Annotated in this window: 14 protein-coding genes; 6 read left to right on the forward strand and 8 right to left on the reverse strand. The window is 63.8% G+C overall.

Annotated elements, in window-relative coordinates; translation table 11 throughout:
- Positions 1-4 precede the first annotated feature (4 nt).
- Positions 5-1012: an aldo/keto reductase gene (locus tag B5V03_RS12140; RefSeq protein ID WP_129270422.1), complete on the reverse strand. Its 1008-nt coding sequence runs from the start codon at positions 1010-1012 to the stop codon at positions 5-7.
- Between the two features lie 116 nt (positions 1013-1128).
- Here B5V03_RS12140 and B5V03_RS12145 point away from each other — a divergent pair, with 116 nt between their 5' ends.
- On the forward strand, positions 1129-2040 hold the full coding sequence (locus tag B5V03_RS12145) for a LysR family transcriptional regulator (protein ID WP_129270424.1): 912 nt from the start codon (positions 1129-1131) through the stop codon (positions 2038-2040).
- A gap of 3 nt (positions 2041-2043) precedes the next feature.
- Here B5V03_RS12145 and B5V03_RS12150 read toward each other — a convergent pair whose 3' ends face one another.
- Entirely contained in the window at positions 2044-3045 is a 1002-nt protein-coding gene (locus B5V03_RS12150; RefSeq protein WP_129270426.1) for a 2-hydroxyacid dehydrogenase, read from the reverse strand.
- A gap of 319 nt (positions 3046-3364) precedes the next feature.
- Here B5V03_RS12150 and B5V03_RS12155 point away from each other — a divergent pair, with 319 nt between their 5' ends.
- Positions 3365-3895, forward strand: coding sequence for an SH3 domain-containing protein (locus B5V03_RS12155; protein WP_129270428.1), 531 nt, complete (start codon positions 3365-3367; stop codon positions 3893-3895).
- A gap of 83 nt (positions 3896-3978) precedes the next feature.
- Here the strand turns inward: B5V03_RS12155 and irrA are convergent, their stop codons facing one another.
- A complete protein-coding gene (gene irrA, locus B5V03_RS12160; protein WP_027531564.1) occupies positions 3979-4470 on the reverse strand; it encodes an iron response transcriptional regulator IrrA in 492 nt (163 codons plus the stop codon).
- Between the two features lie 352 nt (positions 4471-4822).
- Here irrA and fabA point away from each other — a divergent pair, with 352 nt between their 5' ends.
- From fabA to fabI, 3 genes are all read left to right on the forward strand, one after another.
- A complete protein-coding gene (gene fabA / locus B5V03_RS12165; protein ID WP_129270430.1) occupies positions 4823-5344 on the forward strand; it encodes a bifunctional 3-hydroxydecanoyl-ACP dehydratase/trans-2-decenoyl-ACP isomerase in 522 nt (173 codons plus the stop codon).
- Positions 5345-5385: 41 nt separating this feature from the next.
- Positions 5386-6609: a beta-ketoacyl-ACP synthase I gene (fabB, locus tag B5V03_RS12170; RefSeq protein ID WP_129270432.1), complete on the forward strand. Its 1224-nt coding sequence runs from the start codon at positions 5386-5388 to the stop codon at positions 6607-6609.
- 138 nt (positions 6610-6747) lie between these two features.
- Positions 6748-7548: an enoyl-ACP reductase FabI gene (gene fabI / locus B5V03_RS12175; protein WP_129270434.1), complete on the forward strand. Its 801-nt coding sequence runs from the start codon at positions 6748-6750 to the stop codon at positions 7546-7548.
- Here fabI and B5V03_RS12180 read toward each other — a convergent pair.
- The 4 genes from B5V03_RS12180 to B5V03_RS12195 form a co-directional block, all read right to left on the reverse strand.
- The gene (locus B5V03_RS12180; RefSeq protein WP_129270436.1) at positions 7545-8141 is read right to left on the reverse strand and encodes a glutathione S-transferase family protein; all 597 of its coding nucleotides are present in this window, start codon (positions 8139-8141) and stop codon (positions 7545-7547) included. The genes fabI and B5V03_RS12180 overlap by 4 nt on opposite strands.
- A gap of 101 nt (positions 8142-8242) precedes the next feature.
- Positions 8243-9082 (reverse strand): hypothetical protein, encoded by an 840-nt coding sequence (locus B5V03_RS12185; RefSeq protein WP_129271189.1) that lies wholly within the window; start codon positions 9080-9082, stop codon positions 8243-8245.
- A 90-nt stretch (positions 9083-9172) separates the two neighbouring features.
- On the reverse strand, positions 9173-9637 hold the full coding sequence (locus B5V03_RS12190; RefSeq protein ID WP_129270439.1) for a GNAT family N-acetyltransferase: 465 nt from the start codon (positions 9635-9637) through the stop codon (positions 9173-9175).
- Between the two features lie 7 nt (positions 9638-9644).
- Positions 9645-10571 (reverse strand): hydrogen peroxide-inducible genes activator, encoded by a 927-nt coding sequence (locus tag B5V03_RS12195; RefSeq protein WP_129270441.1) that lies wholly within the window; start codon positions 10569-10571, stop codon positions 9645-9647.
- A 114-nt stretch (positions 10572-10685) separates the two neighbouring features.
- On the opposite strand from B5V03_RS12195, the gene katG reads away from it, so the two are divergent.
- Positions 10686-12851: a catalase/peroxidase HPI gene (gene katG / locus B5V03_RS12200; RefSeq protein ID WP_164987947.1), complete on the forward strand. Its 2166-nt coding sequence runs from the start codon at positions 10686-10688 to the stop codon at positions 12849-12851.
- Positions 12852-12973: 122 nt separating this feature from the next.
- On the opposite strand, the gene pnp is transcribed toward katG, so the two are convergent.
- Positions 12974-15130: a polyribonucleotide nucleotidyltransferase gene (gene pnp, locus B5V03_RS12205; RefSeq protein ID WP_129270445.1), complete on the reverse strand. Its 2157-nt coding sequence runs from the start codon at positions 15128-15130 to the stop codon at positions 12974-12976.
- Positions 15131-15263: the final 133 nt, after the last annotated feature.

The following is a 15263-nucleotide window of genomic DNA, read 5'->3' on the forward strand; positions in this document are numbered from 1 at the left end:
ACGGTTACCTCGTCGCCGGCTTCTCGCTGTCGAGATGCGCCATCTGCTCGGCCGCGTAGCGCGTGCCGGCGGCGACATCAGGCGGGAAAGCTTTTGCCAGTGCCGCAAGATGAGCTTGCGTCAGCGTAACCTTCGTCGCGCCGTGCGCTTCGATGAGACGGGTGCGGGTGCGCGCGCCGACCAGCGGCACGATCTCCTTGCCTTGCGCTGCCACCCAGGCAATCGCGACTTGCGCCGGCGTCGCGCCGACCTCGGTAGCGATCGCGCGCAACTGCTCCACCAGCGCGAGATTGGTGTCGAGATTTGAGCCCTGAAAGCGCGGCGTCATCAGCCGATAGTCCTTGCCGGCCTTGCCGCTATCCTTGGACCAGTGGCCGCTGATCAGGCCGCGCGCCAGCACGCCATAAGCGGTGATGCCGATGCCGAGCTCGCGGCAGGTCTTCAGAATGTCGCGTTCGATGCCGCGCTCGATCAGCGAGTACTCGATCTGGAGATCGGCGATCGGATGCACCGCATGCGCGCGGCGGATGGTGTCGGAGCCGACCTCGGACAGGCCGATATGCCTGATGTAACCGGCCTTCACGAGATCGGCGATGCCGCCGACGGTCTCCTCGATGGGAACGTTGGGATCGAGCCGCGCCGGGCGGTAGACGTCGATGTAATCGGTGCCGAGACGTTGAAGTGAGTAGGCGAGAAAATTCTTGGTCGCAGCTGGCCTCGTGTCCATGCCGCCGAATTCGCCGGCGGGACCGCGCAGCGCACCGTACTTGACGCTGATCTGCACTTTTTCGCGCGGCACTTCCTTCAGCGCTTCGCGGACCAGCATTTCATTGTGGCCCATGGCGTAGAAGTCGCCGGTGTCGAGCAGCGTGATGCCGGCATCGAGCGCGGCACGCACCGTGGCGATGGCCTCGCCGCGATCGGCCGGGCCATAGACCTCGGACATGCCCATGCAGCCGAGGCCGAGAGCGGAGACGGTAGGGCCGGTTGAACCGAGTTTGCGCTGTTCCATGATGGCTCTCCTCAAAAAGGCGGCTGATTGCGCCGCGTGACGAGGCCAGATATGCGCCCGATCGATTACATCGATAAGCTGGACAATCCAGAATGGCTTGTTCACACTGGCGAACAATGGCCGAGCCCGATCTGCGCGATCTTGATGTCTTCGTGGCGGTTGCCCGCACCCGCAATTTCCGGCGTGCGGCGGTGGAAATTCGCGTGTCGGTGTCGAGCCTTAGCCAGCGGCTGCGGGATCTGGAGGAGCGCCTCGGCGTCCGCCTGATGAACCGCACCACCCGTAGCGTCGCACTGACCGAGGCCGGCGAGCTGCTGCTGTCGCGGATAGCCCCTGCGCTGCGCGATGTCGGCGATGCCCTGGATCAGGTCCGGGGCCTGCGCGAGGTGGCTTCAGGCCGGTTGCGCATCAATGCGCCGCCGCCGGCGGTCGATCTCGTGCTGGCGCCGATGGTCGGGCCGTTCCTCGCGGCATATCCGCAGGTCGACCTCGACATCGTCTCCGAAAGCGGGTTCGTCGACATCGTCAGCGCGGGCTACGATGCCGGCGTGCGCTATGGCGAGCATCTCGCGCAGGACATGGTCGCAATCCCACTCAGCGGCCCGCAGCACTACGTCGTCGTCGCATCGCCCGATTACATCGCGCGCCGTGGCAGGCCGAAGCACCCGAAGGATCTGCTCGACCATGATTGCATCCGTGCCCGCTACTCGAGCGGTGTCATGCACGATTGGGAATTCGAGAAGGCCGGCCAGATCATGAAGGTCGACCCGCCCGCAAAACTGATCTCGACCAATATGAACCTTGCCATGCACGCCGCGCTCGCCGGCGCGGGCATCTGGGCAAGTCTCGATGGCTATGTCGGCGAAGCCGTGAAATCCGGCGCGCTGGTCAGCCTGATGGAAGATTGGTGCGAGCCGTTTCCCGGGCCGTTCCTGTACTATCCGAGCCGGCGCCAGACGCCGCCCGCGCTGCGGGCGTTCATCGATTTTGTCGCGGATTGGCGCAAGCGCGAGGCACGCAGCAAATAAGCCTCAGAGCATGCTCGGCAGCACGCGATCCGGCGGCTTGTGCGCGTCGAGGAAGGTGCGGATGTTGATGATCACCTTCTCGCCCATCTCGACGCGGCCTTCGATCGTCGCCGAGCCCATATGCGGCAGCAGCGTCACCTTGCCGGCTTTGGCGAGCCGCACCAGCTTCGGGTTGACCGCGGGCTCGTGCTCGTAGACGTCGAGGCCGGCGCCGCCGATCTCGCCGCCCTCGATCAGCTTGATCAGCGTATCCTCGTCGGTGACCTCGCCGCGCGCGGTGTTGACGATGTAGGCGTCTTTCCGGATCAGCTTCAGCCGCCGCGCCGAGAGCAGATGATAGGTCGCCGGCGTGTGCGGACAATTGACCGAGAGGATGTCCATCCGCGCCAGCATCTGGTCGAGGCTTTCCCAATAGGTGGCGCCAAGCTCTTCGGCGATCTTCGGCGCCACGGGGCGGCGGTTGTGATAGTGGATCTGCAGGCCGAAGGCGCGGGCGCGCCGCGCCACCGCCTGGCCGATGCGGCCCATGCCGATGATGCCGAGGCGTTTTCCGCCGATGCGGTGGCCGAGCATCCAGGTCGGCGACCAGCCCGGCCAGGGCTTTCCTTCCGTGAGAATGGAGGCGCCTTCGATCATGCGGCGCGGCACGGCCAGGATCAGCGCCATGGTCATGTCGGCGGTGTCTTCGGTCAGGACTTTCGGCGTGTTGGTGACGGTGATGCCGCGGGCATGCGCGGCCTCGACGTCGATATTGTCGACGCCGTTGCCGAAATTCGCGATCAGCTTCAGCTTGCAGTCGGGCTGGTTGACGATGTCGGCGGTGATGTGGTCGGTCACGGTTGGAACCAGCACGTCCGCGGTGCGCGCGGCTTCCGCGATCTGCTCGGCGGACAGCGGCGTGTCATCGAGATTGATCCGCGCGTCGAACAGCTCGCGCATCCGTGTCTCGATCGAGTCCGGCAGCTTGCGCGTCACCACGACGAGGGGCTTTTTCTTCACCGACATGTCCTGCCTCATGAGGCGTTGCAGGCTGCCTCTGTCGCCAAAGGCCGGCCGTTGAGGCCTCATTAACCCGGTTGTTCGACACTGCCTTTTGCCGTGTCGTCCCCGGCGTTTCCTTCAAGCTCTCCCGACATTTCCACCCGGAAAATCGGGGCAAACTGGTTGTTCAGATGTCCGTCCTCTCTAGCAGAAGGCCGGGCCAAGACAAGAACCACGGGTTTGGCGGAACACCCGCGTGGGGCGGGTCAGGGGTTTGCGCGGCAGATTTTGGAATTCGGAGTGAGGACCTGGCAGGGCTGGGTCCTCGACAGGAGACGGGTTGATGGCGTTGGGGCGGTTTTGTTCGGTGATGGCGCTCGTTTGCACTTGGTTGAGCGCCTCGGTCGGCCCCTCGCATTCGGCGAAGGATAATACCCCCCAGACCGCCAGCGGCCTGCCGGTGCCGCGCTATGTCAGCCTCAAATCGGATCACGTGAACGTCCGCGCCGGCCCGACCAAGGACAACGACGTGGCCTGGGTCTACACCCGCTCGGGCCTGCCGGTCGAAATCACCGCCGAATTCGAGAACTGGCGCCGGGTGCGCGATTCCGAAGGCGCCGAGGGTTGGGTCTATCACTCGCTGCTGTCGGGCCGCCGCACCGCGGTCGTCACCATGAAGCACAAGGACGAGCTCGCGCCGATCTACGACCGTGCCGATCCCGACAGCGCGGTCGCGGCAAAACTCCAGGCCGGCGTCGTTACGCAGGTCAAGAAGTGCAGTGCAAACTGGTGCCGGGTCACCGGCAACGGTTTTGACGGCTGGATCCAGCAGGAACGCCTCTGGGGCGTCTACTCGGACGAGCAGGTCAACTGACGCGAGGTGTCGAATGTCCGCCTGAAACGACAATGGCCGGGAAATCCCGGCCATGACGATCAAATCAGCGATATAAGACGATCTCAGCGCTTCTTGCGCAGGCGCACGACCATGTCGATGCGGGCGATCTCGTAACCCTCCGGCACCTCCGGCATCTTGGACAGCGCCAGATGCGGATCCTCGATGTCGACCAGCTCATGGCTGTTCTCGAGGTAGTAGTGGTGGTGGGTGGTGACGTTGGTGTCGAAATAGGTCTTGGTGCCGTCGACACTGACCTGGCGCAGCAGGCCGGCGTCGGTGAGCTGGTTCAGCGTGTTGTAGACGGTCGCCAGCGACACCGGCACCTTGGCGAGCGTCGCTTCCTCATACAGCATTTCAGCCGTGAGGTGGCGCGCACCCTTGCCGAACAGCAGCCAGCCGAGAGCCATACGCTGGCGCGTCGGGCGGAGGCCTGCGGACTGCAGCATTTCGTTGACGTCGTGCCAGGGGCAGCCTGTCAGAGCCGGCTGGCGGCCGGACAGAAGGGCCGCCGCATGGGCGTCTTCGTCATGATGGGTAGCGTTATTTTCGCTCATTTCCAGAATTCGGGCACGCGTGAACACTATCTATCTGCAATATATGGACAGATAGATGCAGATGCAAGTTTCTCGCAACTAGAGAGGTTCTAATCGGCTTTGGAACCGCGCGAGCGCCCTGTCATTTTACCTTCATGAGATCGCTTTGCCACCCGAAAAGGCCTGTGTTAGAGAGCGCGCGGTTCCGCTTAGCCGATTTTGGCGCGGCCGGGCATTGAGGCCCGGTTCGCAAGTCCATCCGGGCTCCCGGCATTCGCGCCTGACGATGGCAATTGGCATTGCTTTCCGACCGGAATGGGGCCCATTTTTGCCAAAAACGCCGCTCAATCGGGGTTAGAACAGAGGCTTCCGCATGCTGAACAGGCGCAACGGTTACGAATACGAAGATCTGCTGGCATGTGCCCGCGGCGAGATGTTCGGCCCGGGCAATGCCCAATTGCCGCTGCCGCCGATGCTCATGTTCGACCGCATCGCGGAAATTACCGAGAATGGCGGTGAGTATGGCAAGGGCGTGGTGCGCGCCGAACTCGACGTGAAGCCCGACCTCTGGTTCTTCGGCTGCCACTTCAAGAACGATCCCGTCATGCCCGGCTGCCTCGGCCTCGATGCGCTCTGGCAAATGGTCGGCTTTTTTCTGGGCTGGACCGGCGGCGAAGGTCGTGGCCGGGCGCTTGGCCTGAACGAATTGAAGTTCAGCGGCCAGGTCCTGCCCGAGGCCCGCAAGGTTGTGTACAACGTCGATATCAAGCGCGTGATGCGTTCAAAGCTGGTGCTCGGCATCGCCGACGGATGGCTTTCGGTCGATGACCAGATTATCTATCGCGCAAAGGATCTGAAGGTCGGCCTGTTCAAACAGGGCACGAGCCTGAGCTAACGCGCATCACCAAGAAAGACAACGATTTAGGCGAGGCTGTCATGAGGCGGGTTGTGGTCACCGGGATGGGAATCGTCTCGTCCATCGGAAACAACACCCAGGAAGTGCTTGCGAGCCTTCACGAGGCGAAGTCGGGCATTTCGCGGGCTGAGAAATATGCCGAGCTCGGCTTCCGGTCGCAGGTGCAGGGTGCGCCGACGATCGATCCTGCGACGGTTGTCGACCGCCGCGCGATGCGCTTCCTCGGCCAGGGTGCCGGCTGGAATCACATCGCGATGGAGCAGGCAATCCAGGACTCCGGTCTGTCGCCCGAAGACGTCTCGAACATCCGCACCGGTATCATCATGGGCTCCGGCGGACCGTCGGCGCGCACCATCGTCGAATCCGCCGACATCACCCGCACCAAGGGACCGAAACGCGTCGGACCGTTTGCGGTGCCGAAGGCGATGTCGTCCACGGCCTCGGCGACGCTCGCGACCTGGTTCAAGATCAAGGGTGTGAACTACTCGATCTCCTCGGCCTGCGCGACGTCGAACCACTGTGTCGGCAATGCCTATGAGACGATCCAGATCGGCAAGCAGGACGTCATCTTCGCCGGCGGCTGCGAGGAACTGGACTGGTCGCTCTCGGTGCTGTTCGACGCCATGGGCGCGATGTCCTCGAAGTACAACGACACGCCCGCCACCGCCTCGCGCCCCTACGACGTCAACCGCGACGGTTTTGTCATCGCCGGCGGCGCGGGAGTCCTGGTGCTGGAAGAGCTCGAGCACGCCAAGGCGCGCGGCGCGCGTATTTACGGCGAGATCGTCGGCTACGGCGCGACCTCGGACGGTTACGACATGGTCGCACCGTCAGGCGAAGGCGCCGAGCGCTGCATGCGCATGGCGATGTCGACGGTGAAGACCAAGGTCGACTACATCAACCCGCACGCGACCTCGACGCCGGCCGGTGATCCGCCGGAGATCGACGCGCTCCGCCGCGTGTTCGGCGCCGGTGAAAAGTGCCCGCCGATCTCGGCGACCAAGGCGCTGACCGGCCACTCGCTCGGCGCCACCGGCGTGCAGGAGGCGATTTATTCGCTGCTGATGATGAACAACGGCTTCATCTGCGAGAGCGCACACATCCAGGAGCTCGATCCCGCGTTCGCCGACATGCCGATCGTGCGCAAGCGCATCGACAACGTCAAGATCGGCACCGTGCTGTCGAACTCCTTCGGCTTCGGCGGCACCAACGCCACGCTGGTGTTCAGCCGGTTGGATGTGTGATTTTTGGCATACCGTCATGCCCCGCGGAGGCGGGGCATCCAGTACGCCGCGGCTTCTCGACTTACAACAATCGCCTCGGAATACTGGATCGCCCGCCTGCGCGGGCGATGACGCCGGAATAATGGGAGCCATCAGGCAATGGAAGGTTTGATGAAAGGCAAGCGCGGTCTGATCATGGGCATCGCCAATGATCATTCGATCGCCTGGGGCATGGCCAAGGCGCTGCATGCCCACGGTGCCGAGCTCGCCTTCACCTTCCAGGGCGAGGCCCTCGGCAAGCGCGTCAAGCCGCTGGCGGAGCAGCTTGGCGTGGAGTTGGTGCTGCCTTGCGATGTCGAGGACATCGCCAGCGTCGATGCAACGTTCGACGTGCTCCGCGAAAAATGGGGCAAGCTCGACTTCGTCATCCATGCGATCGGCTTTGCCGACAAGAACGAGCTGAAGGGCCGCTACGCCGACACCAGCCGCGAAAACTTTTCGCGCACCATGGTGATCTCCTGCTTCTCCTTCACCGAGGTCGCAAAGCGTGCTGCCGAGCTGATGACGGAAGGCGGCAGCATGATCACGCTGACCTTCGGCGCCTCGGAGCGCGCGATGCCGAACTACAACGTGATGGGCGTGGCCAAGGCGGCGCTGGAAGCCTCGGTGCGCTATCTCGCTTCCGACTTCGGACCGCGCGGTATCCGCGTCAACGCGATCTCCGCAGGTCCCATCCGCACGCTGGCCGGCTCCGGCATCGGCGAGGCGCGCGCGATGTTTGCCTACATGCAGAAGCATTCGCCGCTCCGCCGCGGCGTCACGCTCGACGAGCTCGGCGGCTCCGCGCTGTATCTGCTGTCGGATCTCTCCGGCGGCGTGACCGGCGAAATCCACTATGTCGATTCCGGCTACAACATCGTCCTGATGCCGCGGCCGGACGATCTGAAGACTTCGGACTAACCCGCCGCGATTGTCTCCGCGCGCTGGAATGCCGGCCGCGCCATGCAGCGCGCGAGATAGGCGTCGAAGGCCGGGCGCGACGGCACCATCTTGAACCGGCGTACCGCGAAATTCAGGCCCGACCCGATCGTGACGTCGGCGGCGGAAAACTCTTCGCCGAGAATCCAGGGCCCTTTATCGAGCTCAGCTTCCAGCACGTCGAACACCTGTGTCGCGCTGCCCCAGGCGGCAGTCGAGGTCGGAATCTCGATCTTGGTGAAGATCTGGATGATGGCGGGCTCGATGCAACTCGGCGAAAAGAACAGCCATTGCAGATAGCGCGCGCGGCGCGGGTCGGTCACGGCAGGTGCAAGCTTCGTCTCGGGATAGCGGTCGGCGATATAGGCGCAGATCGCCGCGGCTTCGCCGAGCGCGGCATCGCCGTCGCTGAGCGCCGGCACCTTGCCCATCGGATTGACCTTCAAATAATCCGGCGCCTTCTGCGCGCCGGTCGAGATGTCGGTCAGCACGCGCTCATAGGGCAAGCCGCTCTCTTCCATCAGCCAGAGCGTCGTGAACGAGCGCGAGCGGGGCGACCAATAGAGCTTGATCATGGCGCGGACCTTTCATTGGCACGGAGCGAGCAAGGGCAGATTCATGACGCGCCTGCATCGAATCCGCAATGCTCTCCGGTATGGATTGTCCGTGCCTCGGCTCAGTCCTCTTTGAGATAACCGGGCAGACCCCGGTCGAGCCTGTCTGCGACCAGTGCCCGCGTTCTTTCACGCAGCGCCGCATTGGCCGAAGCTGCCGCGGGTGGGTCAGGGAATAGCGAATTGTCGAGCTTGGTTAGCGGGTCTTCGGTCAGTCGCATGCTTGCGGCGAAGTTCGCGCCGAAATTCACGAAAGGACGCTTGATCTCCTCATAGCTCTGGCCATCAATCAACGTGATCGCAACATTGGCGAAAAGGTGTGAGTGACGGAGGAGGCCGCCGAGACCCTGATTGTAGGTACCGATGCCGTTCAGGGTCATATGCGTGTTCGGCAACTCCGCCTTGAACGTGGTCGCGACAAGATAGCGTTCGCAATTCGCATTCGCGGTGAAGCTCCGCACGATCACCGGCAGGCGCTCTCCGGGATCGCGGATGAGGATCGTTTTCGGATTATAGAAGGGTTCGAAGACGCCCTTGGGATAGGCGATCCTGCGCACCGCGGGATCGTTGCTCGTTGCCGCGCGCACACGCGCAAAGACGAGATCATCGAGTCCCCAGTCGACCGGGACCTCGCTTGCCTCATTCTCGAAGATCGTGAGGCCAAATTTCTGGACGGAGTAGCGGTCTCCGATCACCGAGATTACGCCGAGGCGGCACGGGCCGCTCTCGACCGCGACCGGCTGCTTGGCAACCGGTTTGGCCTTTGGGGCCGCCTTCTTGGCCGCCGGCTTGGCCGGTGCCGCAGTTTGACCGGGAGGCGCGGTAGTTGCGGGAGGGGGTTGCGCGGCTGCCGGAGTCGCAAGGGACAGGAGCGCGATCAGCGAGACAGCAATTCGAACCATGGATTCCGGGAGATCAGAAGCAGGAGGTGTCGGACGCCTCACACTAGGTTGGCAGCGCGACAACCGCAAGATGCACCTGTAGGCCGCCGTCTATCCGACGAGCCGCGGCCGCTTCCACCGATAATGCTTCATCACGAACCCGTTCGACGGTTCGATCTCTTCCTTCTCGAACACGAAACCTTCACGCTCGTACCAGCGCCAGGCTTTTTCGTTCTCGCGGACGCAACGCAGATACATCTCGTCGGGCATCTGCGTGCGCGTGAAGGTGAGCAATTGCCGGCCGAGTGACTGGCCTTGATAGGCGGGCGCCACGAACAGCATGTCGAGATAGAGCTTTGGCAGATGCAGCGCCAGCATGGCGGCAATGCTGCCGTTGTCGTCGGCGACGAACAGGGTCCAGCCGTCCTCGATCTCGCGCCTGACACGTGCACGCAGGTTCGCCAGCAGGAAGTTGCTCGCCTCGGCAAGCCCGGTCGAGACCCAGCTTTCCATCCAGACGCGGGCGACCTCGTCATATTCGTCTGCACGGGCGGGGCGGATAACGGGATGCGACATCGCAGCCCTATGCCCGCTGGCCGCGGACGGACTGCCGCGCGCGCACCTTGCCGGCCGACAGGCACACCACCTCGGAGATCTGGAGCAACTGCCGCGCGAGCGGGCTGGTCTTGCGCCAGACCATGCCGATGGTGCGCGACGGCTCGGGGTCGCGGAAGCGCGTGAGCGAGACCGAGGCCGATCGCGTCTCCACCGGCACCGCCATTTCCGGGATCAGCGTGACGCCGATGCCGGCGCTGACCATCTGGACCAGTGTCGACAGAGAATTTGCGTCCAGCATCTCGCGCGGCGGCGCCGATTGCATGTTGCAGAAGGAGAGCGCCTGATCGCGAAAGCAATGCCCCTCCTCAAGCAGCAGCAGGCGCATCTCGCGCATCATCTCGCGCGACGGTGCCGGTGTGCCCTCATCGGAGCCCGGCCGCACCAGCAAAAATTTCTCGTCGAACAGCGCGACCTCGGTGAGCGAGGGCTCTGACACCGGCAGGGCAACGATGGCGGTGTCGAGCCGGCCTTCGACCAGCTCCTGGATCAGTCGCGGCGTCATCGTCTCGCGTACGCGGATGTCGAGCTCCGGATGCATGCGCGTGAGGTTTTTGGTGATGGTGGGCAGCAGATAGGGTGCGATCGTCGGGATCATGCCGATCCGCAGGCGACCTGAGAAACGATCCTGCGAGGCGCGCGCGAAATCGCCGAGCTCATCGACCGAGCGCAGGATGTCGCGGACGCGAGGCGCGAGTTCTTCGCCGAACCGGGTCAGTGCGACCTGGCGGGCGCTGCGCTCCAGCAGCAGGCCGCCGAGCGCCTCCTCCAGTTCCTTGATCTGCATCGACAGGGCCGGCTGCGAAATGGAGCTTGCTTCCGCCGCACGGCCGAAATGGCCGTGACGCGCCAGCGCGTCAAAATACCTGAGCTGGCGCATTGTCACATTGGCCATCAGAAAATCCTATCGCAGCGATCATTAAAGTCAACTTCCCCTGATGGGATGAGAAGCTTAGAGTGCTTCTACCTGGTCAAAGGCGCGAGTTCGACGCCACCAGAGGAGGTATTCATGGACGACTCTTCAAAGTGCCCGTTTTCGGGTGGAAAACGCGTGCCGGCGAACCGCGATTGGTGGCCGACCCAGCTCAGCATCGAGATGCTGCACAAGAATTCCGCCCTGTCCGACCCGATGGGCAAGGACTTCGACTACGCCAAGGAATTCAAGACGCTCGACCTCAACGCGGTCGTCAAGGACCTGACCGCGCTGATGACGGAGTCGCAGGAATGGTGGCCCGCCGATTTCGGTCACTATGGCGGCCTCATGATCCGCATGGCCTGGCACAGCGCGGGCACCTATCGCACCACGGACGGCCGCGGTGGCGCCGGCGCCGGGCAGCAGCGTTTCGCGCCACTCAACAGCTGGCCTGACAACGCCAACCTCGACAAGGCGCGCCGTCTGCTCTGGCCGATCAAGCAGAAATACGGCCGCAAGATTTCCTGGGCCGATCTGATGGTGCTCGCCGGCAACGTCGCGCTGGAATCGATGGGCTTCAAGACCTTCGGCTTCGCCGGTGGCCGTGCCGACGTGTGGGAGCCGGAAGAACTCTATTGGGGTCCCGAAGGCACGTGGCTGGGCGATGAGCGCTACAGCGGCGAACGCCAGCTCGCCGAGCCGCTCGGCGCGGTGCAGATGGGCCTCATCTACGTCAATCCGGAAGGCCCGAACGGCAAGCCGGATCCCGTTGCCGCGGCAAAGGACATCCGCGAGACCTTCGCCCGCATGGCGATGAACGACGAAGAGACCGTCGCGCTGATCGCCGGCGGCCACACCTTCGGCAAGACCCATGGCGCGGGTGATCCCTCGCTGGTCGGACCGGAGCCGGAAGCGGGTGCACTGGAAGATCAGGGCCTCGGCTGGAAGAGCAAGCACGCGTCGGGCCTCGCGGGCGATTCCATCACCAGCGGCCTCGAAGTGACGTGGACGACGACGCCGACCAAGTGGAGCAACAACTTCTTCGAGAATCTGTTCAAGTACGAATGGGAGCTGACGAAGAGCCCGGGCGGTGCGAACCAGTGGACGGCCAAGGGCGCCGACGCCATCATTCCCGATGCCTTCGACAAATCGAAGAAGCATCGGCCGACCATGCTGACGACCGACCTCTCGCTGCGCCTCGATCCGGCCTACGAGAAGATCTCGCGTCGCTTCCTGGAGAACCCGGCTCAGTTCGCGGACGCCTTCGCCCGCGCCTGGTTCAAGCTCACCCATCGCGACATGGGCCCGATCCAGCGCTATCTCGGCCCGCTGGTGCCGAAGGAGACGCTGATCTGGCAGGATCCGATTCCGGCCGTGAATCACGAGCTGGCTAGCGATCAGGATATTGCTGCGTTGAAGACCAAGATCCTGGCGTCGGGCCTCTCGGTCTCCGAGCTGGTCTCGACCGCCTGGGCGTCGGCCTCGACGTTCCGTGGCTCGGACAAGCGCGGCGGCGCCAATGGCGCACGTATTCGTCTCGCTCCGCAGAAGGATTGGGAGGTGAACCAGCCGGCTCAGCTCGCCAAGGTGCTCGGCAAGCTCGAAGCTATCCAGAAGGACTTCAACGCGTCATCAGGCGCGAAGAAGGTCTCGCTGGCTGACCTCATCGTCCTCGGCGGCACCGCCGCGGTCGAGAAGGCCGCGAAGGATGCCGGCGTCGACGTCAAGGTCGGCTTCACCCCGGGCCGCATGGATGCCTCGCAGGAGCAGACCGACGCTGCTTCCTTTGCTCCGCTGGAGCCGCGCGCCGACGGTTTCCGCAACTTCATCGGCAAGCGGCATCAGTTCATGCAGCAGGAGGAAGCCCTCGTCGATCGCGCGCAACTGCTCCGGCTCACCGGCCCCGAGATGACGGTTTTGCTCGGTGGCCTGCGTGTCCTCGGCGCCAATGCGAACGGATCGAAGCACGGCGTCCTCACCTCGAAGGTCGGCACGCTGAGCAACGACTTCTTCGTCAACCTGCTCGACATGAGCGCGCAGTGGACCCCGGTGGCTGACGGCAGCTACGAGGCCCGCGACCGCAAGACCAATGCGGTGAAGTGGACCGGCACGCGCGCCGATCTCATCTTCGGCGCACACTCGCAGCTCCGCGCCTTCGCCGAGGTGTATGCGACCTCGGACGCCAAGGAGAAGTTCGTGCAGGACTTCGCCAAGGCCTGGACCAAGGTGATGAACCTCGACCGGTACGACATCGCGGCGTGAGGTGTTGCACCTCTCCCGCTTGCGGGAGAGGTGCACATATTGCCTGGCGCGAACGCAAACAAAGAACACAAACAAAAAGGGCGGCCTCTCGGCCGCCCTTCGTGTTTCTGAGGTCGCGAGACTTACTCGCCGGCCGCTTCGCGCGGAGCCTTCTCGCCGTCGCCGCCCTTGCCCTCGAGGTCTTCGCCGGTGGTCTGGTCGACCACCTTCATCGAGAGACGGGTCTTGCCGCGGTCGTCGAAGCCGAGCAGCTTGACCTTGACCTTGTCGCCTTCCTTGACGACGTCGGAGGTCTTCTGCACGCGCGCCGAAGCGAGCTGGCTGATGTGGACGAGGCCGTCCTTGGAGCCGAAGAAGTTCACGAAGGCGCCGAACTCCATCACCTTGACGACGGTGCCCTCATAGATCTGGCCGACTTCCGGATCGGAGGCGATCGACTTGATCCACTTGATCGCAGCCTTCATCGCTTCGCCGTCCGAGGAGGCGACCTTCACGGTGCCGTCGTCCTCGATGTTGACCTTGGCGCCGGTCTTCTCGACGATCTCGCGGATCACCTTGCCGCCGGTGCCGATCACTTCGCGGATCTTGTCGGTGGCGATCTTGAAGGTCTCGATGCGCGGCGCGTATTCGCCGAGCTCGGCGCGGGCGTTGGTGAGCGCCTTGGCCATCTCGCCGAGGATATGGATACGACCATCCTTGGCCTGACCGAGCGCGACCTTCATGATCTCCTCGGTGATGCCCTCGATCTTGATGTCCATCTGGAGCGAGGTGATGCCCTGGTCGGTGCCGGCGACCTTGAAGTCCATGTCGCCGAGATGATCCTCGTCGCCGAGGATGTCCGAGAGAACCGCGAAGCGCTTGTCTTCGAGGATCAGGCCCATCGCGATGCCCGCGGTCGGCCGCTTCAACGGCACACCGGCGTCCATCAGCGCGAGCGAGGCGCCGCAGACCGAAGCCATCGACGAGGAGCCGTTGGATTCGGTGATCTCCGACACCACGCGCGTGGTGTAGGGGAACTCGTGATGCGGCGGCAGCACCGGGTGGATCGCGCGCCAGGCGAGCTTGCCGTGGCCGATCTCGCGGCGCTTGGTGCCGCCGAGGCGACCGGTCTCACCGACCGAATAGGGAGGGAAGTTGTAGTGCAGCAGGAACGTCTCTTTGTACGTTCCCGACAGCGCGTCGATGTACTGCTCGTCCTCGCCGGTGCCGAGCGTGGTCACGACCAGCGCCTGGGTCTCACCGCGGGTGAACAGCGCCGAGCCGTGGGCGCGGGGCAGCACGCCGACTTCGGCGATGATGTTGCGCACGGTCTTGCTGTCGCGGCCGTCGATGCGCTTGCCGGTGTCGAGGATGTTCCAGCGAACGATCTTGGCTTCGAGCTCCTTGAACACGCCGGAGACGCGCAGCTTGTCGAATTTCGGCTCCTGCCCTTCCGGGAAGTAGTGGGCAATCACCTTTTCCTTGACCTTGCCGACCGCGGCGTAGCGATCCTGCTTGACCGGAATGGCGTAGGCGGCGCGCAGTTCCTGCTCGACGAGGCCGAGCATTTCCTTTTCGAGCGCGGCATTGTCGATGACGGTGACTTCGCGCGGCTCCTTGGCGGCTTTCTCGGCGAGCTCGATGATCGCCTTGATCACCGGCTGGAAGTGACGGTGACCGAACATCACCGCGCCGAGCATGATCTCTTCGTTCAGCTCCTTGGCTTCCGATTCCACCATCAGCACGGCGTCGGCGGTACCGGCGACGACCAGGTCGAGCTGGGTGTCGACCATTTCGTCGAGGGTCGGATTGAGGATGAACTCGTCATTGGCGAAGCCGACGCGGGCAGCTCCAATCGGGCCCTTGAAGGGCGCGCCGGACAGGGTCAGCGCAGCCGACGAGGCCACCAGCGCCACGATATCGGGATCGTTCTCCATGTCGTGCGACAGCACGGTGACGATCACCTGGGTCTCGTTGCGCCAGCCGTCGACGAACAGCGGACGGATCGGACGGTCGATCAGGCGGGAGACCAGCGTCTCCTTCTCGGTCGGGCGACCCTCGCGCTTGAAATAGCCGCCGGGAATGCGGCCGGCTGCGTAGGTCTTCTCCTGGTAGTCGACGGTCAGCGGCAGGAAGTCGACGCCTTCACGCGGCGACTTCGCCGCGACGACGGTGGCGAGCACCACGGTCTCGCCATAGGTCGCGACGACGGCGCCGTCGGCCTGGCGGGCGATCTTGCCGGTTTCGAGCTTGAGGGGGCGTCCACCCCAGTCGATCTCGACGGAATGCTTATTGAACATAGAGGTCTTCTTTCATGGGTTCTCGAAAGAAGGGACGGCTCGAAAAACAAAAACCATGCGCAAGATTGCGGGACGTTGATCGAAGCGGGCGATCAGCGTCCTGCGATCCTGCCATGGTTTTCGGATTTCGGAT

It is taken from the genome of Bradyrhizobium betae (assembly GCF_004123905.1).
GTDB lineage: Bacteria > Pseudomonadota > Alphaproteobacteria > Rhizobiales > Xanthobacteraceae > Bradyrhizobium > Bradyrhizobium betae_A.